The following is a 19097-nucleotide window of genomic DNA, read 5'->3' on the forward strand; positions in this document are numbered from 1 at the left end:
TCAGGGCAAAGGATCGAGAATGCAGAAAATTATCTTAATTGGCGACCCGGTCGCGCACAGTCGCTCCCATCTGATGCACAATGCAGCCCTGACGCACCTGGGCCTCGCGATGCGCTATGAGGCGGTGCATACGCCTGCCGCCGAGCTTGCCGCCCGGATTGCGGCCCTCCGGGGCGCTGAGTACCTCGGGGCGAATATTACGCTGCCCCACAAACAGGCGGTGATACCTTTCCTAGACGGGATTGATGAACTCGCGGCGCAGATCGGGGCGGTCAATACGATTTATAAGAGTTCAGCCGGTGAGTTGATCGGCACAAATACCGACGCCCCCGGGCTGATGGCCGATCTCGCCGAGGCCGGGTTTGCACCCGAGGGGCGCATAGCGGTCATCCTGGGGGCCAGCGGGGCCGCCCGTGCGGCAGCCTTCGGTCTCGCAGAAGCCCGCGTAGAGACGCTCGTGGTCGCGAACCGTACGCCCGAGCGCGCCGAAGAATTGTTGGCTGATCTGTTACTGACGATCACCGATGATGAAGGCCTGACGGCAACCGGTGAACCGCCCCCCTCGCTGATCGCCTTGGGTCTAGACGATTCCGAGTTAACCGAATACCTGAGCACCTGCGATCTGCTGCTCAATGCCACCTCACAGGGCTGGCATGGTGACGAAACACCGTTGCCCGATCCGCCTGTTGGGACGCACACCCTTGTCTATGATATGGTCTATCGTCAGACATGTTTGCTGCAAGAAGCGGCAACCCGTGGAGCCCAGATCCGTGATGGGTTGGGCATGCTGGTACATCAGGGCACGATCGGCTTTACCCTCTGGACGGGACGTGAGGCACCGTTGGAGGTTATGTGGGCGGCGTTGCGTTAGGTATGGGCACCCCACTCCTGGTCATGCTAAGTGGGCTGATTCTGGGTGGCCTGTTGAATGTGCTGATTGTGCGCATTCCACGCGAAGGCAGGCTGCTCGGATGGCCGCGCTGTACACGCACCGGTGAAGCGCTGACATGGTGGCAGTTCATCCCGGTTGTGGGCTGGGTGCTGCAGCGTGGTCGCGCACGCAACGGGCAACCACTGCACTGGATCTACCCATTTGTTGAGATCGTCTGTGGCGTAATGCTCTTGCGGCTCTATCAACTCTATGGGCTGGGGCCAGCGTTTTATTATCTGACCTTTGTGTGCACGATTCTGCTTGTCACCGGGGCAATTGACTGGCTCTACCGGTATATTTATACTGCGGTAATCTTTGGCGGGGTCATCGTCGCGTTTCTTTTCAGCCTGGTGACGGGCATGATCGATTGGCGTCTAATGATCCTCGGTGCGCTGGCGGGCGGCTTCGTCTTCCTCCTCTTCTATCTCCTTGCTCGCATGCTCTTTCCCTCGGCAGGCGTGCCCTTTGGCCTTGGTGATGTCTATCTGGCAATCTTTATTGGCACCGCCGTCGGCTTCTTGCACCTTGGTGCAGCGCTGTTTGCAGGGATGATCCTGGCAGGCATCGTCTCGGCGGGCATTCTGGTCGTGCGGGCAACCGGGCGGCCAACGCCAACCTACATTGCCTACGGGAGTTATCTTTGTCTGGGGGTGATTCTCTTTATTGCCTCCGGCGGCATGGGGGCAGGGCTGACGCCCTAAAGTTCATGCGTATGCTGACAAACATGGCTAGCTTCGCTAGCCATGTTTGTCAGCATACGCAAACCCCCGTTAGGAGGAGGGTGAGGAGTCAGCTTCTTCTTCTTCGTCGGGTGGTTTGCGTCCGAGGAGTTCGGCAAGACTGGCGGCAGTCAGTTTGAGGGCAATCTGGCCGTCGCTGATGATACGGTCGAAGATGGTTGGATCGCGCTCTTCGGTCGGTAGGGCGGTGACAAAGTGGTTGAAGATTTCGCTCCGTTCCTTGATCAGGTCGGCCCAGCCAGCATCGGGGAGCGTCCGACGGAGGTCGGCCAGGTGCAATTCGGCAAAGGCCACCAGCGTTGCAGCGGTATCATCGGTGAGTTGCGCCGCAGCACCGGCCAGGTAGTAGTTGGGCGCTTCAGCCCCAACGGGGGTTTCCACGGGCACCAGGTGGCCAACGAGAACTTCGCCACTCTCCAGGCGGCGCGAGGCTTTGTGATCAGCAAGTTCGTAGGTCGCGTCACTCAATAGGTCGCGGGCGATGACGCCTTTGCCCTTCTTGATCATTTCGATAAGATACGGACGTAAGCGGACGGTTGTCCATGTCTGCAAGAGACGGCGCTCATAAGGGTCAAGCTCAAATGCCTCATCAGCCACGAGTTGTTCAACCAGGGTACGGCCATCTTCCTGGCGCAGATCAAAGGCAAACCAGGTCAGAAAGCGCTCGGCGCCCCGATCTTCCAGCGTATCGAGCTCGTCGAGTTGCTCGACCTGATATTTGCCCTGCCAGAAACGCTCAAGCGCCGAGGGAAACTGCATCGGCAACGCCTGCGCCGCTTCGATAATGCGTGGCAAGAGGGTATCCTGCGCCTGATGCAAACGCATCTGCTCAGTCCGTTCGACTTGCTCAAGCGGTAGGTGGCAATCTTTGTACTTCTTGCCACTGCCACAATGACACGGATCATTGCGACCAAGTTTAGCGGCTTTGCGCTTTGGTTGGTTGCTCATACCATCTCCTTTTGCGCTGGTACCAACCAGCATAGCTGGTTAGTACCAGCCAAAGAAAGAAACTTGAGGGCTGTGGCCCTCGCACGGAGCAATACGTTATGTCTATCTCACTCATTTGTACCGTACGTGACGAAGCAGAAACGATCGGTGCCTTGATCGACTCGATGCTGGCACAACACCGTCTTCCGGATGAGATCGTGATCAATGATTGCCTGAGTCGTGACCCAACGCCAGAAATTGTCCGTGCCTATGCCGCCCGCGAGCCACGCATCCGCCTGGTGGCAGGCGGAAATTCGATTTCATCAGGACGCAATCATGCCATCCGCGAGGCCCGTGGCACGATCATTGCCTGCACCGACGCCGGCCTACGCCTCGATCCTGGCTGGCTTGAGGCGATTGTAGCACCAATCGAGCGCGATGAAGCAGACCTTGTCGGCGGATTCTTTCAGGCCGATCCGCAATCGCTCTTTGAGTTGACCCTAGGGGCCGTCAATTATCGTGATCTGAACGAGATCGATCCAGCCCGTTTTATGCCCTTTGGCAAATCAATGGCCTTTCGCCGGAGCATGTGGGAGCACATTGGCGGCTTTCCCGAATGGCTGAGTCACTGCGAAGACCTGGTCTTTGCCCAATCTGCCGAGCAAGCAGGGTTCAGGCGCTCCTTTGCACCTTCGGCGCTGGTCTATTTTCGCCCGCGTAGTTCGCTGGGCGCCTTTGCCCGCCAATACTACTTCTATGCGCGCGGCGACGGCATGGCGGAGCTCTGGCCCAAACGCCACGCGATCCGCTACCTGGTCTATAGCAGCACTGCCCTGATGCTCACGGCGGCCCGCTACGTGCCTAGGCTCCGCGGGCCGAGCGCAGCACTGGTGGCCCTGGGGCTCGGTGCGTACACGTATAGTCCGTACCGTCGGCTGATCAGGCGCGTGAAGGGACGACCAGGGCTCGAACAGGTGGCGGCCCTGGCCCTGGTGCCAGTGATACGGGTGGTTGGCGACATCGCCAAAATGGTGGGCTACCCGGTAGGGCGACTGAGGAGGCGAAGGCTCAAACGCTAGTACGATTGCAGATGCGGCCATCAGAGCTCACTGATCTTGAAGACCTGTGAGCTCTGAATAGTCCAAGGGGGAATAAACGTAGGCTTCCCCCCTTTTTCGTCAGGTAAACAGGAGGCTTTCGACCTCTACATCGCTGCGCCAACAAACTACACTGGTCTTAGAACTCACACGCAGGAATGCCGAAGAGGAGGCCAGGAATGAACGCGCAGCTGATACCAACCACAAACGCAACGTATAGCCCGCCTTCAACCGTGGCAAGTGACCCACGGCAGATGGATTTGACGAGTCTCGCCCGCCGCGCCCAGACGGAAGGGCGACGTTTTTACAACCACGAAGAGTATGATGCACGCTTTGCCTATGAACTCTTCCGACGCGCCCTGGTCGAGCGTGATGAACTGGCATGGACATTTCTCTTTGAACATTATGCCCCCCTGGTCGAGCACTGGGTGCGTCGTACCGGAGCCTTCACCGTCAGTGGCGAGACGAGTGATTTTTTTGTCAGCGAAGCTTTTACCCGTTTCTGGCGGGCCATTCCAGCCGAACGGTTTGAGGCCTTTCCAAATCTTGCGGCGCTGCTCAACTATCTCCGCCGGTGTGCCTCGTGTGTGGTGATTGATGCAGCGCGAAGCCAGGCGTATGCCGATTTGCTACCCGAAGAAGCGGTGAACTGGAACGATCAGCGCATGGCGCACGCCGATGAAGAGGCCACCGAACGCGTGGGGCGAGAAGAATTCTGGCAACTAATCGAGGCTCAACTCACCAGTGAAACCGAGCGCCTAGTCGTGCGTTGTTCGTACCAACTCGGGATGAAACCGGGTGACATCTACGAACGCTGGCAAAACCTTTTCAGTGATGTTCACGAGATCTACGCGATCAAGCGCGTGGTACTGAACCGCCTGCGGCGGCACGCGATGCTCCGTGAACTCTACTAGCAAGGATCTCCCACATGCATGCACAAACGGCGAGCTTCGCTCGCCGTTTGTGCTATGTATCTCTAACAACCAACATCATCAAGAAACGCGTTGATGATCGGCTCCTGCGCTTCAGCATCAAGCAAAAAGGCATCGTGGCCGGCAATCCCGGGGAGGTCAACGTGTTCGACGAAACGGCCACGGCGGGTGAGGGCATCGGCAATCGCCTGTGACTCAGCGGTAGGATAGAGCCAGTCACTACTGAACGAGATGAGCAGCGTGCTGCCAGTCACCCGATTGAAAGCGACATCGAGGTTGCCATAGCGTCCCGGCAAGTCCCAGTAATCCATCGCTTTGGTGATATAGAGGTATGAATTGGCATCAAAACGCTGATTAAAAGCTTCACCCTGATAATCGAGATAGCTTTCGACCGCAAATTCGCGTTCGAGACTAAAAGCAAGATCATCATTATGCTGCAGACGGCGCCCAAACTTCTGCTCAAGCGCGGGTTCACTCAGGTACGTGACATGGCCAAGCATACGGGCGAGGGCAAGACCATCCACGGGAGACTCGTAGCCGTAATAGTCGCCATTGCGCCAGCGTGGATCGCTCATAATAGCCCGGCGGGCAATGCTATTCCAGGCGATGGTCTGGGTACCTGAGCGCGCAGCGGTAGCAATCAAGATCGCGCTACGAACGCGCTCAGGGTTACTAGTCATCCACTCGAGCGCCTGAAAGCCACCCATCGAGCCACCGGCGACGGCCATCAACTGATCGATACCGAGCGCATCGATCAGGCGGGCCTGGGCGCGCACCATATCGCCAATGGTAATCACAGGAAAACGAGTCGCATAAGGACGACCCGTACGCGGATCACGGCTAGAAGGGCCAGTCGAGCCCATGCAACCACCAATGACATTCGAGCAAATAATATAGTAACGATCAGTATCAAAGGGGCGGCCCGGGCCGACCATCATGTCCCACCAACCCGGCTTGCGTTCAGCAGGAGCATAAAAACCGGCGGCGTGCGCATCACCTGAAAGGGCATGGAGCAAGAGAATCGCATTGCTGCGCTCAGCATTGAGCTGTCCATAGGTCTCATAGGCAAGCGTTACAGGCCCAAGCATCTTGCCACTCTCGAGCGTGAGCGGCTCAGTCCAGGTAAAATATTGCCGTTGGACAAGACCAACACCATCAAAGACACGCTCAGTTGCCACAGCAGTCATAGAGACACCTCAACGATACTGGCTTACACTACTTGCTTGAAGGGGAAACCAGTGGCCTGTCGGTCGCCACTGGTTCCCCCAATTCCACCTACACCTTGGCGAGCGCCTGGTCGAGATCGGCGAGGATATCATCCAGGGTCTCGATGCCAATCGAAAGACGAATATAGTCATCCGTGACGCCGGTCAGTTGTTGCTCTTCAGCGGTAAGTTGACTATGGGTGGTACTGGCGGGATGAATGGCGAGGCTACGGGCATCACCGATATTCGCCAGATGCGAGAAGAGGCGCAGGTTATTGATGAAAGTCCGGCCTGCCTCGCGCCCGCCTTTGATACCAAAGCCAAGAATGCCACTCTGACCTTTCGGCAGATACTTACGGGTCAGTTCATAGCTCGGATGGGTGGGGAGGCCAGGGTAGTTGACCCAAGCCACTTTCTGGTGCTCGCCGAGCCAACGGGCGACACCGAGCGCATTCTGGCTATGGCGCTCCATACGGAGGGGCAACGTCTCGAGGCCCTGGAGCAAGAGGAAGGCATTGAAGGGACTGATCGCCGCACCGAGATCACGGAGACCCTGGACGCGAGCCTTGATGATATAGGCGAGATTGCCGAGGGCCTGGGTATAGACAAGCCCGTGGTAGCTAGGATCGGGTTCGGTAAACTCGGGATAGCGGCCATTGGCCCAATCGAACTTGCCGCTATCAACGATCACCCCACCGATGCTCGTACCGTGGCCGCCAATAAACTTGGTAGCCGAATGGATCACAATATCGGCCCCGTGTTCGATCGGCTTCCAGAGATAGGGGGTTACGGTGGTCGCATCAACAATCACCGCAACGCCGGCCTCGTGGGCAATGGCGGCAATGCGCTCGAGATCGAGCACATCGAGCTTCGGATTACCGACGAGTTCGAGAAAGAAGGCTTTGGTACGCCCATCAATCGCCTGACGAAAACCCTCATAATCACGGCCATCAACAAAACGGGTTGTAATGCCAAGTTTGGGCAAGGTATGGCGGAAGAGATTATAGGTACCACCATACAGATCGGTTGACGCAACAAGATTATCACCAGTCCCGGCGAGATTAAGGATCGCGAGGGTTTCAGCAGCCTGACCGGAAGCGAGGGCAAGGGCACCGACGCCACCCTCGAGGAGCGCGAGACGCTTCTCGAAGACATCGGTCGTTGGGTTCATAATCCGGGTATAGATATTACCAAACTCTTGCAGACCAAAGAGGCGAGCAGCGTGATCGGTATCCTGGAACTGATACGATGTCGTCTGATAAATCGGCACTGCGCGTGCGCCCGTTGTCGGATCAGGAACCTGCCCGCCATGCAAAGCCAGCGTCTCAAAACCGGTAAACTGCTGATCATCGGCCATAGGAAGCCCCCTTATAGCATAGATTGCGAACAAAACAACACACAAAAAAACCCTCATCGGTATTCGATGAGGGCAGACACTCGCGATTCAGGTAGAAGATCGGCGCAGCGTGCCGCTCATCTTCCAGATGTTTTCTGTCGGAATTGGCACCGAGCCTGGGCAGAACGCTTTGGATATCATACGCTACCTGCTATAGGCAAGTGAGCGTCTACCAAGCGTCAGACTTCCAGGTGGTTGCCGCGGTTTCATAGGGCCGTTCCCTCCACCGCTCTGGATGAGCCGCGCGTCTAGTTGTTTGTGTGCTGGGTTCAAATATAACAGTTTGACGCGAGATTGTCAAGAGGGAATTTTTTGTGGGATAGGGCGATTGCATCATACGAAAGCGGATACAACGGGGCACCCGTACCGGGGCGGGGCACCCGCAAGGGGTGCCCGTACCGGGGCGAGGCCGCATCCGGTGTAGGGGCACCCCTTGCGGGTGCCCTTGCGGGTGCCTTGGCGGGGCTCGGTCTAGCGACCGAGCCCCGCGCACAGAGCTCCGCGCCTAAATAAAGGCACTCATGCCGGTAATAGCCCGACCAACGATGAGGGTATTCATTTCGTGGGTACCCTCGTAGGAATAGAGTGCCTCGGCGTCGGCGAAATAGCGGGCGACATCGTGTTCGAGCAAAATGCCATTGCCACCGAGCAGACCCCGACCAGTGGCGACAACTTCGCGCATCTTTTCGCCACAGAAGGCCTTGGCGAGCGAGGCCCGTTCGTGGCTAAGCTTGCCATCGCGGGCAGCGATCTGACTGAGGCGCAGACAGAGCGACTGCATCGCGGTCAGGTTGCCGAGCATCGAAACGAGGCCACTCTGCACGAGTTGGAAACCGGTGATCGGGCGGCCAAACTGAATGCGCTCATTGGCATAGGCAAGGGTACGTTCATACGCACCCATGGCGGTACCAGTCATTGCCCAAGCGACAATAGCACGGGCCATTGCCAACTGACGGGCAACATCGCGGAACGCAGTGACCCCGGGGAGCCGGTTGGCCTCGGGAACGCGCACATTCTGGAGCTGAATATTCGCATTCTGCACCACCCGGAGCGCAATTTTGCCTTCAAGTTTCTCGACATGGTAGCCGGGCGTGCCACGTTCGACCACAAAGCCCTTGACCTGATTATCAGCCACATCACGGGCAAAGACCACATTCAGATCAGCGATCGGTGCATTGCCGCACCACTTTTTGGCACCATTGATAATCCAGACATCATCTTCGCGACGGGCCGTCGTCAGCAGACCGGCAGCCGTCGCCGAGCCAACCTCGGGCTCGGTGAGCGACCAAGTCCCAATCTTTTCAAAGCGTTCCATCGCGGGCAGCCAGCGCTGTTTTTGCTCATCCGAGCCAAACATCCAGATCGAGCCCATCGAGAGGCCCCAATGGACACCCCAGAAGGTGTACATCGAAGGATCGACCCGTGCGAGTTCCATCGCAGCAATGCCAGTCAAGACCGGGCCGAGGGCATCAAGCGAATAGGGGCGCGAGCCAAAGGTATTCTGGATCATCGCGGCAAACGAAGGCACGAGTTCGTGCGGAAAATCACCCCGTTCCCAATAGGAACCAATCACCGGGCGAACTCGCTCATCCATATACGTACGGATTGCCAACTGGATCGCACGTTCTTCATCGGACAGCACATCAAGAATATCGTAGAAGTCACCATTGACCGGCGGCAAATGTTTTGGACGACGTTTACTCGTAATGCTCTTGAGCAGCAGGCCGATCTCCTGCGGACTGACTCCACCAGGGAATTTCACTTGTTGAAACAGACGTGAGAGACCAGCAAAGGGTAGCGTGACGGGAGCCATAGATCTCCTCCGATAAGTAGCGTGCCGCCGGCGACAACACTGTCGTCGGTCGGCGGATCATCGTCGCTCCGCCATAAACTGGGAGGCGCCGATCACGCGTCGACAACACATTTAACGCAATGCGTTATACATGTTATAGCACACCGGCATAACAACTGTCAATGAGAGGAATTATATGGCCAGGGCTGACGCCCGACAATTCTTGGTTGTACTGGCAAAAACGGCTAGCTTCGCTAGCCGTTTTTGCCAGTACAACCAAGGTTCTTGGGAGGGCTGACACCTCCAGCAAGCACCCAACATTATGTCATCGCTTGACAAGCGAACTTGATGCGGGTTATACTCCGCACACACTCACAAAGTCTCTATAATCAATTGTTTTGATAAGCCCCTCCCAAGCAAAACAGCTTTTTCTCATCGGGTCTGATCGATTCGCGCTCAGACCGGCCCAACTCGTTATCGCAGTGACGCGGTCGTAGGAATTTGACAAGGAGGTAGTGTAGATGAGAAGCTTTCGTTCGCCACGTGGGTTGATGGTTCTTGTTTTGATGATGGTCATGGCCCTGGTGCTCGCGGCCTGTGGTTCAACCCCAGCCGCTGCCCCAACGGCTGCCCCCGCCCCTGAAGCGACAGATGTTCCCACAGAAGCAACCGAGGAGACGGCCCCAGCCGAGACGACACCAACTGAAGCGCCACCAGTTTCAACCGAGCGATTGCGGCTTTCGTTTGGTGGTGGGCCAGTCGGTGGCGTCTTCCAGGTGTATGCCGACACGCTGGCGATTATTGTCGCCGATGCTGATCCTAACCTGGAGATCACGGCTGAAGGTACAGGTGGTTCAGCCGAGAACCTGCGCAGCACCAACTCGGGTGACTTCCAGTTTGGCATTGTCTATGCTGGCGACGTTGCCCTTGGTGCGGCTGGCGAATTGCCTCAGGATCCGACGCAGTACACGAACGTCCTGGCGGTAGCCCCCCTTTATGGTGGTGTCATTCACCTGGTCGTCTCTGAGCGCAGTGGCATTCAGAGTGTGGCCGATCTGCCTGGCAAGCGCATTGCGCTGGGCAACGCGGGTTCGGGTGCGGCGCTCTCTGCCGAGCGCTACTTTACCCATATGGGTCTGATTGATCAGGTGCAGGTTGAGTATCTGGGCTACTCGCAGGCTGCGTCGGCGATGGGCGACGGCCAGCTTGATGGCTTCTGGATCTTGGCTGGCTTCCCCAATGCCTCGGTGACTGAGGCAACGACCATCACCAGCATTCGCCTGATTGATGTCTACAATCCTGGCGTTGAGGGTGGCTTCTTCGAGGCCTACCCCTTCTACTCGGCGCGCAGTCTGGTTGGGGGAGCGTACACCGGTGTTGATGAGGATGTGCCAAGCTTCCAGGACACAGCGCTGTGGGTTACCAATGTCGATGTGCCGGATGATGTTGTCTACAATGCACTGAAGACGGTGTTTGGCGATGAAGGCATGAGCCGCCTGCGAGCCGCTCACCCCTCGGCCAGTGAAGTCGCCCTTGAAAATGGCATTACCGGCATCGGCAGCCGGTTGCATCCCGGAGCGGTACGCTTCTGGGAAGAGCAGGGTGTGACCATCCCGGATGAATTGAAGTAGTACGCACGGTCGCAGGTATCTTCGTGTAAACAGCGCAATGGTGTTATCCACAAAGATGAGTGGATAACACCATTGCGCAATCTAATGGCCAACTCGATGAGGAGGAGTGATGGCAGGAGAGTCCACCCCCAACCCTGAGAAGAAAAAACCTGACGAAGACCCGCAAGCAATGCTGGATGCTTTGAGCACTCCGGGGGCCATGGATGCGGCGGAAGAGGAAAAACTGCGTGCGATTGTCGAGAAAGAAGAGCCCGCCACGCGTCAACTCAATCGATTCTGGGCAATGGTCGTCTCGACCATCTCGGTTGGAATGGCTGGTTTTTATATTTATACTGCGGGAACCCTCCCTGCACCGGTGCAATGGCAGCGTGGCCTCTATGTCATGCTGACCTATATTTTGATCCTGCTGCTCTATCCTGCCATTCCGCGTAAAAGCAGTGTTCGCCCCTGGATGGAGAACATCCTTGAGCGTCTGCCCGGTTGGCTGCGGATGGTACTTGCACCCAAATCTGGGCCTAGCCTGATCGACCTGATCCTCATTGCCCTGACGGTGGGGGTGGTTAGCTATTACATCCGTGATTTCCGCGCCCTCCAATTTCGCGCCGGGGCTTACAACTATAACGACTATATTGTTGGTTCCATCGGGTTGCTGATCTCGCTTGAGATTGCCCGTCGTGTGCTTGGTTGGTCAATGACGATCATCGGCGGAATGTTCATTCTCTACCTACGCTTTGGCAGTGTGCTCTATGATGTGCCAATTCTGAACACGTTTGCCCATCGTGGCCGCTCAGCCGAACGTGCAGCAACCACGCTCTTCTTTGACCAAGAGGGCGTCTTTGGCATCATGGCCAACGTCCTGGTCTCGTATGTTATTCTCTTCATCTTTTTTGGGGCTTTCCTGCGTAAGTCGGGGGCCAGTCGCTTCTTTATTGATTTGCCGCTCGCGCTGGCAGGACGTTCAACGGGTGGTCCAGCGAAAGTGTCGGTGATCTCTTCGGCTCTCTTTGGCTCGATCTCTGGAAGTGCGATTGCCAATACGGTAAGTACTGGCTCGTTTACGATCCCTTTGATGAAGCGCTCGGGCTTTCGCCCCCATGTGGCTGGTGCGATTGAACCTTCGGCCTCGATCGGTGGTGCTTTTATGCCCCCGGTGATGGGGGCGGGTGCCTTCCTGATGGCCGAATTGACCGCGATCCCCTATCCGACGATTGTGCTTATTTCGATCTTTCCCGCGATTCTCTACTTCCTCTCGGTGCTGACCATGGTTCACTTTGAGGCCAAGAAGTACAACCTGCGTGGGATTGAGACCGGGGTCAGCGCGATGGATATCATCCGTAAAGAATGGTATATGTCGGTGCCGCTGCTGGTGCTGGTCATTATGATGATGTCGGGTTTCTCGCCAGGATATTCGGCCTTCTGGTCGATCCTCTCGTGTGTGGCGCTGATGTACACGATGCCCAACAATGCCGCTGACTTCAAGAATCCAGCGGCGCTGGGCGGCAATCTGCTGCAAGCGGCTGGACGGAGTACGGTACGCGTCGTGCGCAGTGTGATTGAGGCAATGGAAGAGGGTGTGCGTGATACCCTGGTGATCGGGGCCACGGTGGGTGTGATCGGGATGATTGTCGGTACCATTTATGCCACTGGTATCGGTGGGCGTTTTGCCAAAATTATTACCGACCTAGCGGGCGGCAACGTGGTGCTGGCCATCATGCTGATTGGGCTAGCCTCACTGGTGCTGGGCATGGGCGTGCCGGTGACGGCGGCTTACCTGATCACGGCGGTGATTATGGTACCTGCGCTGACCGATCTTGGGATCGCCCTGATCGCGGCGCATATGATTGTCTACTGGTTTAGCCAGGACAGCAACATTACGCCCCCGGTGTGTGTGGCGGCCTATGCCGGTGCGGCGATTGCCGGGGCGGATCCCTGGAAGACAGGATGGACAGCCTTTAAGTTTGCCAAGTTACTCTATGTGATGCCGTTCCTCTTTGCCTTCAGCCCGGCGATTCTGCTGATTGGGCACAGCGGTCAGCCATTGCAAGAGATGATGTGGGGGGAAGTAGCGCTCGCCTTCTTCTCAGGCTTTATGGGCACGATCGCCTTCTCGGCGGTTTCGATGTTCTATCTGGTACGGCAAACAACCTGGTGGGAGTGGATCATTGCCGCCATTGGGGCTTTCCTCTGTTTCTGGCCCAACCTAGCGACTGATCTGGTCGGGATCGCGATTTTCGCTTCGGTCTGGTTCTGGCAGTACTATGACGTGAAGCGCCGTGGCAAGTCGGTTGCACCAGCTCAACCCGCAACGTGAGATGAGGAAGAACGTATAACGAAAAAGCCAGCAATGCTGGCTTTTTCGTTATACGTTCGGGACAATTGGCTCGATGGTTGGGTCATAACCACCGATTTGGCTGCTACGCAAGACCCAGGCCGACGCACCGCGTTTGAGAAAGACCTCGATCAGGGCACGGGCAATGACTGGCGGCAGAACCGTGCGCCAGCTCTTTACGGCTTTGCCAAAGCTTTTGAACGGTGTACCACCGCTGCCAAGAACAGGCAGGTCGTATTCCCAATCTTCGCGGGCACCCCAGGGCGTGAGGACTTCACGGACATCACTGCCGAGCGACAAGAGCGCTTCGAGGCGCCGGGCATTTTCAGGCGTATTGGCAAGAGCGGCCTGGAGATCGGGACGATCACGCAAAAGACGGCCGGTATTGCGGATCGCCGCATAAAGCGCCTGGGCCGAGTCCTGGGCACAATTATTGGCCGCCCCGACACTGGTACCGCCACGGCCATCGGCAATGCGATACCGGGCCGTCATCACCTCTAGTTGGCGCAAGATCAGATCGAGCGCGGCGAGAGGTTGACCGCGGAGTTCAAACGGATCAGTCATGGCAGGATGCTTGATCAGCACATCCTGGATCGGGCGCACGCCGGCCCAGCCAAACTGGCGATCGCCGCTATAACGACTATAGTGCATCGAACCTGCGGTCAGGCCATCAACATTGTGCGCATAGACCTGATTATAGACCAGATCAAAGCTCAATTCATTCGCGAGTGGCTCAAGGATCACCGTCGCACGGCCAAAAGCCACGTGGCCCCAGTAGAGCGGCGTGCGGGCGGCGGGTTCGCGTTTTTCGCCCCCGATGCCGCCAAAGAGATGGATCAGCAGCGCACGATCCCCGACTTGCCAGGCATCACGGGCCGCGTGAGGAGTAATGCCATCCCCGGCAAGCAACACCGTTGTGGCCTGGCCCTTGACGGCGGTCTGCTTCCACTGTTTAGGCTTCAAATACTCCATACACTCCGACGTACGATCGGCATAGCTCTGGGGTTCGAGACGCAGCATCAAGCGAGGGGCGAGGGCCCGCACGACAAAGGCACCTTCGGCATCCTGGGCACCATAGATATACCAACCCTGCGCATTGAGGGGCGAGTGCTCGATGCCAGAGGCGGTACTATTGGTTACACCGAAGCTATCGGGCACAACCTCGGGCATCCGCACCAATTCTTCGGGGCCGGTGAAGTCACTGGTCGCCGACGCATAGTGCCGCACACGATAAGTATCACCATCACCGGAAGGCCCAAGAAACTGCACCAACGCATAGAAACGACCGGTGACCTGAACTGGTTCGGTCGTCACAAAGATGATTGGCGGGCCGCCATCGGCGGGTTGGCGTTCGAGGATTACATCGCCTTCAAGGCGCACCGTGAGATCATCAAACGGATGCGCCCCAGCGAGTGACTCAAGTGGATTAACATACTCCCAGCCATTGACTCGTTCGGCAAGCACCGTACCCGCCGCGATCGCCTTGAGCGAATCTTCGCTCATATGGACACTGCGGGTGGCCCCCCAAAAACGCGCATTAAGCGTCAGGTTGGGGAGCCAGCGCAGGCGCACCCGTGCACCCAGGAGATCCTGATCGGTTGCGGGTACGTGTTCGAGCTCGATCCAACACCCAAGCACCAATTCACGTTCAGCGAGCGACGGCAAGATCAAGCGGCCGAGCCAGGCACCAAGGGGTTGGTAGCGAACAGGATTGGGGCGTTGCTGAAGCGGATAGAAAGCGGGTTGATTGAAGGGTGCTGCTTGATAACGCTGATAATTGCTCACGGTCGTCATTTAGGCCACCTTTTGCTTCTTCTTTTTCGCCTCGCGTTCAGCCCTGGCTTCAGCAACCTCAGCCACGCGGGCATCGGCATAGGCGCGAGCCTCGGGATCAGTTGCCTCACGGGCGGCAGCGAGATCGGTCGCATCAACGAGCTTCTCGCGCACCAGCAGATCGCCGATCACATCAATGGTTGCAATGGCGTGGGAACGGCCATCGGGGGTAAAAGCCACCCACGAGAAATAGTTGGTCGAACCATTGTGATGCATCTTGCCCATCGGGACAAACTCAATGACCCCATTGTAGAGCGCCTGGTTCCAGATGCTCTGCGGAAACCACTTCCAGCGCCCGGCATAGAGTTTCTCACCGAGACCGTGGAGCGGATCATCGTCACCCCAGAGATGGTAGAGTTTGGTCAGATTTTTAATGCCGATGTCATCACTCATCACACCGCCGATCGAGATAACTCGGATCGGAGCCTGGCGAAGCAAGGGCTTGAGAAACGTCGCGGCCCCAATGGCAATCTGGGCCCCACCAGAGAAGCCAATAATCGTCACAGGCTTGCCACTACCAATGCGATAGCCGCGCAACTGCAGGGCCTCAACAATTTCATTGGCAACCCCCAGGTTATAGATCGGCCCATAGCGTCGATCAGCCGAAATGGCCACCTGGAACATATTGCGAATGTTAATAAGAAATTGCAGCAAGTCATACGGATTTTTTAAACGACGCTTTTCGAGATATCCCCACATACGAGCAAAGGCGCGTTCGTTGGTGAGACCGGCATTGGTGACCGAATAGGGATAGACATCAGGCACCACCGTCGTATTCGAAAGGCGCTTGATCGCCATCTTGCCCCAATCGATCTCTTCCTGGGGAATACCAGCTGCATCAATCGCCCCGATCCCCGAGAGATAGACGAGAAAATGGGGTTCTTTGCTCTCAGGAATATCGGCCAACTGAGGCGTGACGTGACCGGGGACGGGAGGTGCTTTGCTTTCACCAAACCAACCGGCCCACCAACCAAGGCTCTCGAACGGAGCAACGGCAGCCGACAGGAAGAGCAAAACAATGGCGCCAATGAAGAGCAACCAGAGTACTGAGAGCATCAGCGACCTCCTTTGGGGGGTGATTTCTCATTGGCAAAGTGATCAAGGACATCATCAAGTGCCAGATCAAAGGTTGTCCCCGCAGCCGTCTTGAAGAGCCAGTTACGGACAGCAAGAATGGGGCGACCAATGGTCGCACTACCAACTGTCACGAGGAGATAGCCGAGGCCAACACAGACAAGGGCGGGCCAGAGGGCCCCATTAGCGAGGAACGTAATGCCAGCGAGCACGACCAGAAAGCTCCAGACCGAGAGGACACGACCAATGAAGGTACCGAGGTAAGGGATCAGCACGAGGAAACCAAAGAGATAGGGCGTAGCACCGAGGCCAACCATACGCATCACCGTACGGAACGAAATATCATTCGGAAAGAGCACCTGACCGGTGGCCCAGATCGCAATGGCCCAGATCAGCAGTGAGGTCGCAAAAATAATGCCATTGACCACCAGGCTCAAGACAAAACGCCCAGGGCGCACCCGATTAACAAAGAGAATGACACTCTGCCCAACGAGCATCGAGGCGCCACCAAGGATCGCAATCATCAGAATAACCCAGTTGGTATTGGGATAGCGCTCGACGATTTCAAAGACCCGAGGATTCAAGCGGAGCGCTTCACCAATACCCTGGAGCACATTGCCAAGAAATTCAAACACGGCACTGCCTTTTTGTGGTTTGACAACTGATAGTTCTGAACTAGGCTTGTGTGCAACGACTGGCGCTACGTAAACAAGAGCATACGTAGGCCGCAGCCTATGCATGCTCTTGTTGCAATGCGATCAAGAACGCCGCAGCGAACGAATTTACTCCTCGCTGAAGTACTCTTTGAGCCGGGCTTCCTGCTCAGTCGAGAGGTTACTCGCGATCAACTCAAACTCCTGGCCCTTGACGGCCTCACTGATCCGGTCGAGAACCGCACCGGTGCTCATCAAGAAGAGGGCAGAGGTACCGGGGGTCACCTTGGCCTGAACTTCTTTGATGAAGCGATCATCAATGCCGACATCAGCGAAGGTACCGGTGAGGGCGCCGGTTGCGGCACCGATAGCCGCCCCGACAAACGGAATGAAGAAGAGCAAGCCAAAGAGCATGCCCCAGAACATCCCATTGAGGGCACCCATGCCGGCCAGATTATGGAGCTGGCGGGTCTTGGGTTTCTTCTTATCGGCAGCCCAGACGACGGTAGCCGCATCAATAATGGTAATCAACTGCTGCTTCTGCAGACTATCCAGCGTATCGAGCATCTTCTCGGCACCGTCCACGGTCGAGAACTTCAGCACGGTCAAAGCGGACATACAAGAACCTCCTCAGGTTTCAAACGACACAAGCGAGCAAACGAGAAAAAACTCAGGAATAAACAGAGCCTAACTTGAGGCAAGGGCAGCAGCGAGGGCATCGATGGCGGCCTTCTCTTCGGCGCTCACCGAAGTACCACCCATCCCGAGGAAGCCACCCTCTTTGACCGCAGCGGCAACCTGCTGGGCAACGGCGAGCATCAAACCCTGATAGGCAACCGCATCAGAGCGAGGCGCCTTGGCACGAGCGACACCAACTGACTCGAGCACGAGAGGAAGGAGGGTCGCCTGGATCTCAGCCTGCTCAGACTTCTTATGGGTCTTGACCATTGCCTCGACCTCATCAGCGGTCACATCGTCACTGAAGAGAATGTTGAGCAATTCGGTGGGTCCGGCACTAGTAACCGCCTCATCAATAGCGGCATACATCGCATCAAGTTCTTTATCGCGGCCACCCTTGCCCGAAAGATCGGCAAGAATAATCAGCGTTGCGGCATAGACAGGACCCTGCCGCAAGGCCACCCATTCTTCATCGGTGAACTTGGCCCGCAGCTTATCCTGCGCCTCGAGCGGCTTGAAGACCTCTTTGATCACCTGGTTGGTAGTACTATCGCGGCGGCTCAGGCCACGCAGTTCAGTCTGCAACGTCTTGGTAAGGGCGGCGGCATCCATACCCTGCTGGGTCGTCATATTCTTGATCACACCCATCAACACCGGGGTAACGATCGCAAGGAAGGGGGTAATATCAATGCTGCTCGCCTTCTTGATCCCGCCCGTAACCAATTCAAGATTATTGCCAAACATCTGCTGGACGACCTCGGGGGTTCCACCGGTAATATTACCGAGCACACCCTGGAGATTGCCGAGCACACCGGTATCGGCCCCCTGAATAATCTTATCAAGGGCCTCGACACCCTCAGGCGTATTGCCCATACGAGCAAGACCACCAGCCAGGACAGCAGTGGTCAAGGCGATACCCTGGCGAGTCATTTCGTCACTAAGGCCCACCTGCTTACCGACACGTTCAATCACCGCCGGACTGATCAGATTCGAAATTGTGTCAATCACCGATGGCATAGATTCAAATTCCTTTCATCGAGAGCTTTAACGGCTGGCGGGACAAAGGAGGCAGCCGATCATGCAGCGACGTCCCACCAGCGTGATACTGGCGGTAGGACTTGCTGATTGCTTCTACACGCGTGCGTACACCAAGTTTACCATAGATATTCCGCAGATGAAACTTAACCGTTGTACGGCTAATATGCAGGCGTTCCGCGATCGCATCATTCGAGAGGCCGTACAACAAAAGCGAAAAGACTGCCTGTTCGCGTTGAGACAGGCGATCCGGATCAGCAACTTGTTGCTGATCATCGCCAGCAAGCAAGGCGGCAACTTCGGGAGCCAGGGTCAGCACCCCATTCGCCGCATTGCGCAGAGCCTGAGCCAGTTCAAAGGCCTCAACATGCTTGAGCAGATACCCGGTGATGCCATACTGCAATGCGGCAGGCAGCAACATCGCTTCAACCCGCTCAGTCAAGGCAACCACACGCACAGGCGACTGATGGTGCTGAAGGTCACGCAGCAAATCCAGTGCCCCTGGCATCGTCAGATCAAGCAGCAACAGAGTAGGACGATGACGCTCGCAGAGCATAAAAGCATCGGCGGCAAAGCCCGCCTCACCCACAACAGCAATATTCGGCAGTGCCGAAAGGATATGGCGTATTCCAGCACGATAGATTGACTGTGGATCAGCCGTCACTATCCGAATCTGGTGTTTGATAGTCATAGTGTCTGCACAAAAGACATGGTACCTACCCGCCAAAAGCGGCACTACATGAGAGTACCGCCTCGTCATTTATCATGCACAAATGGCATACAGCAATGCACTGTTGTCGCGATCAAGTGTATTGCTAGTATAGTTGGTAGCAGACACCAATAG

Annotated in this window: 16 protein-coding genes and 1 riboswitch; of the genes, 6 read left to right on the forward strand and 10 right to left on the reverse strand. The window is 56.6% G+C overall.

What is annotated here, in order from left to right; translation table 11 throughout:
- Positions 1 to 19 precede the first annotated feature (19 nt).
- Positions 20 to 871, forward strand: coding sequence for a shikimate dehydrogenase (gene aroE / locus A9Q02_RS07010; RefSeq protein ID WP_097651622.1), 852 nt, complete (start codon positions 20 to 22; stop codon positions 869 to 871).
- Between the two features lie 2 nt (positions 872 to 873).
- Entirely contained in the window at positions 874 to 1632 is a 759-nt protein-coding gene (locus A9Q02_RS07015) for a prepilin peptidase (protein ID WP_097651623.1), read from the forward strand.
- A gap of 69 nt (positions 1633 to 1701) precedes the next feature.
- Here the strand turns inward: A9Q02_RS07015 and A9Q02_RS07020 are convergent, their stop codons facing one another.
- Positions 1702 to 2619, reverse strand: a complete 918-nt coding sequence (locus A9Q02_RS07020; RefSeq protein WP_097651624.1) for a YecA family protein — start codon at positions 2617 to 2619, stop codon at positions 1702 to 1704.
- A gap of 98 nt (positions 2620 to 2717) precedes the next feature.
- Here A9Q02_RS07020 and A9Q02_RS07025 point away from each other — a divergent pair, with 98 nt between their 5' ends.
- Together A9Q02_RS07025 and A9Q02_RS07030 are read left to right on the forward strand one after the other, a co-directional pair.
- On the forward strand, positions 2718 to 3677 hold the full coding sequence (locus tag A9Q02_RS07025) for a glycosyltransferase (RefSeq protein ID WP_097651625.1): 960 nt from the start codon (positions 2718 to 2720) through the stop codon (positions 3675 to 3677).
- Between the two features lie 197 nt (positions 3678 to 3874).
- Positions 3875 to 4609 (forward strand): RNA polymerase sigma factor, encoded by a 735-nt coding sequence (locus A9Q02_RS07030; RefSeq protein WP_097651626.1) that lies wholly within the window; start codon positions 3875 to 3877, stop codon positions 4607 to 4609.
- Positions 4610 to 4671: 62 nt separating this feature from the next.
- Here A9Q02_RS07030 and metX read toward each other — a convergent pair whose 3' ends face one another.
- The 3 genes from metX to A9Q02_RS07045 form a co-directional block, all read right to left on the reverse strand.
- Positions 4672 to 5814 carry a homoserine O-acetyltransferase MetX gene (gene metX / locus A9Q02_RS07035; RefSeq protein ID WP_097651627.1) on the reverse strand — a complete coding sequence of 381 codons (1143 nt, stop codon included), beginning with the start codon at positions 5812 to 5814 and terminating at the stop codon, positions 4672 to 4674.
- Between the two features lie 88 nt (positions 5815 to 5902).
- Entirely contained in the window at positions 5903 to 7189 is a 1287-nt protein-coding gene (locus A9Q02_RS07040) for a homocysteine synthase (protein ID WP_097651628.1), read from the reverse strand.
- 113 nt (positions 7190 to 7302) lie between these two features.
- Positions 7303 to 7470: riboswitch (SAM riboswitch) on the reverse strand.
- A gap of 263 nt (positions 7471 to 7733) precedes the next feature.
- Entirely contained in the window at positions 7734 to 9041 is a 1308-nt protein-coding gene (locus A9Q02_RS07045; RefSeq protein ID WP_097651629.1) for an acyl-CoA dehydrogenase family protein, read from the reverse strand.
- A gap of 500 nt (positions 9042 to 9541) precedes the next feature.
- On the opposite strand from A9Q02_RS07045, the gene A9Q02_RS07050 reads away from it, so the two are divergent.
- Together A9Q02_RS07050 and A9Q02_RS07055 are read left to right on the forward strand one after the other, a co-directional pair.
- On the forward strand, positions 9542 to 10651 hold the full coding sequence (locus tag A9Q02_RS07050) for a TAXI family TRAP transporter solute-binding subunit (RefSeq protein WP_097651630.1): 1110 nt from the start codon (positions 9542 to 9544) through the stop codon (positions 10649 to 10651).
- Positions 10652 to 10760: 109 nt separating this feature from the next.
- The gene (locus tag A9Q02_RS07055; RefSeq protein WP_245860430.1) at positions 10761 to 12962 is read left to right on the forward strand and encodes a TRAP transporter permease; all 2202 of its coding nucleotides are present in this window, start codon (positions 10761 to 10763) and stop codon (positions 12960 to 12962) included.
- 48 nt (positions 12963 to 13010) lie between these two features.
- Here A9Q02_RS07055 and A9Q02_RS07060 read toward each other — a convergent pair whose 3' ends face one another.
- From A9Q02_RS07060 to A9Q02_RS07085, 6 genes are all read right to left on the reverse strand, one after another.
- Positions 13011 to 14774, reverse strand: a complete 1764-nt coding sequence (locus A9Q02_RS07060) for a hypothetical protein (protein ID WP_097651631.1) — start codon at positions 14772 to 14774, stop codon at positions 13011 to 13013.
- Positions 14775 to 15869: a hypothetical protein gene (locus A9Q02_RS07065; RefSeq protein ID WP_097651632.1), complete on the reverse strand. Its 1095-nt coding sequence runs from the start codon at positions 15867 to 15869 to the stop codon at positions 14775 to 14777. It abuts the gene before it with no gap.
- The gene (locus tag A9Q02_RS07070; protein WP_097651633.1) at positions 15869 to 16522 is read right to left on the reverse strand and encodes a hypothetical protein; all 654 of its coding nucleotides are present in this window, start codon (positions 16520 to 16522) and stop codon (positions 15869 to 15871) included. Before A9Q02_RS07070 ends, A9Q02_RS07065 begins: the two co-directional genes overlap by 1 nt.
- A gap of 147 nt (positions 16523 to 16669) precedes the next feature.
- Positions 16670 to 17158 carry a DUF1269 domain-containing protein gene (locus A9Q02_RS07075; RefSeq protein ID WP_097651634.1) on the reverse strand — a complete coding sequence of 163 codons (489 nt, stop codon included), beginning with the start codon at positions 17156 to 17158 and terminating at the stop codon, positions 16670 to 16672.
- Between the two features lie 69 nt (positions 17159 to 17227).
- Entirely contained in the window at positions 17228 to 18235 is a 1008-nt protein-coding gene (locus tag A9Q02_RS07080; RefSeq protein WP_097651635.1) for a DUF937 domain-containing protein, read from the reverse strand.
- 4 nt (positions 18236 to 18239) lie between these two features.
- Positions 18240 to 18944, reverse strand: coding sequence for a LuxR C-terminal-related transcriptional regulator (locus tag A9Q02_RS07085; protein ID WP_172450746.1), 705 nt, complete (start codon positions 18942 to 18944; stop codon positions 18240 to 18242).
- Positions 18945 to 19097: the final 153 nt, after the last annotated feature.

It is taken from the genome of Candidatus Chloroploca asiatica, from assembly GCF_002532075.1.
GTDB classification, from domain to species: domain Bacteria; phylum Chloroflexota; class Chloroflexia; order Chloroflexales; family Chloroflexaceae; genus Chloroploca; species Chloroploca asiatica.

Coding starts and splice junctions, on each gene's coding strand:
- aroE (WP_097651622.1), top strand. CDS start 20: ATGCAGAAAATTATCTTAATTGGCGACCCGGTCGCGCACAGTCGCTCC.
- A9Q02_RS07015 (WP_097651623.1), top strand. CDS start 874: ATGGGCACCCCACTCCTGGTCATGCTAAGTGGGCTGATTCTGGGTGGC.
- A9Q02_RS07020 (WP_097651624.1), bottom strand. CDS start 2,619: ATGAGCAACCAACCAAAGCGCAAAGCCGCTAAACTTGGTCGCAATGAT.
- A9Q02_RS07025 (WP_097651625.1), top strand. CDS start 2,718: ATGTCTATCTCACTCATTTGTACCGTACGTGACGAAGCAGAAACGATC.
- A9Q02_RS07030 (WP_097651626.1), top strand. CDS start 3,875: ATGAACGCGCAGCTGATACCAACCACAAACGCAACGTATAGCCCGCCT.
- metX (WP_097651627.1), bottom strand. CDS start 5,814: ATGACTGCTGTGGCAACTGAGCGTGTCTTTGATGGTGTTGGTCTTGTC.
- A9Q02_RS07040 (WP_097651628.1), bottom strand. CDS start 7,189: ATGGCCGATGATCAGCAGTTTACCGGTTTTGAGACGCTGGCTTTGCAT.
- A9Q02_RS07045 (WP_097651629.1), bottom strand. CDS start 9,041: ATGGCTCCCGTCACGCTACCCTTTGCTGGTCTCTCACGTCTGTTTCAA.
- A9Q02_RS07050 (WP_097651630.1), top strand. CDS start 9,542: ATGAGAAGCTTTCGTTCGCCACGTGGGTTGATGGTTCTTGTTTTGATG.
- A9Q02_RS07055 (WP_245860430.1), top strand. CDS start 10,761: ATGGCAGGAGAGTCCACCCCCAACCCTGAGAAGAAAAAACCTGACGAA.
- A9Q02_RS07060 (WP_097651631.1), bottom strand. CDS start 14,774: ATGACGACCGTGAGCAATTATCAGCGTTATCAAGCAGCACCCTTCAAT.
- A9Q02_RS07065 (WP_097651632.1), bottom strand. CDS start 15,869: ATGCTCTCAGTACTCTGGTTGCTCTTCATTGGCGCCATTGTTTTGCTC.
- A9Q02_RS07075 (WP_097651634.1), bottom strand. CDS start 17,158: ATGTCCGCTTTGACCGTGCTGAAGTTCTCGACCGTGGACGGTGCCGAG.
- A9Q02_RS07080 (WP_097651635.1), bottom strand. CDS start 18,235: ATGCCATCGGTGATTGACACAATTTCGAATCTGATCAGTCCGGCGGTG.
- A9Q02_RS07085 (WP_172450746.1), bottom strand. CDS start 18,944: ATGACTATCAAACACCAGATTCGGATAGTGACGGCTGATCCACAGTCA.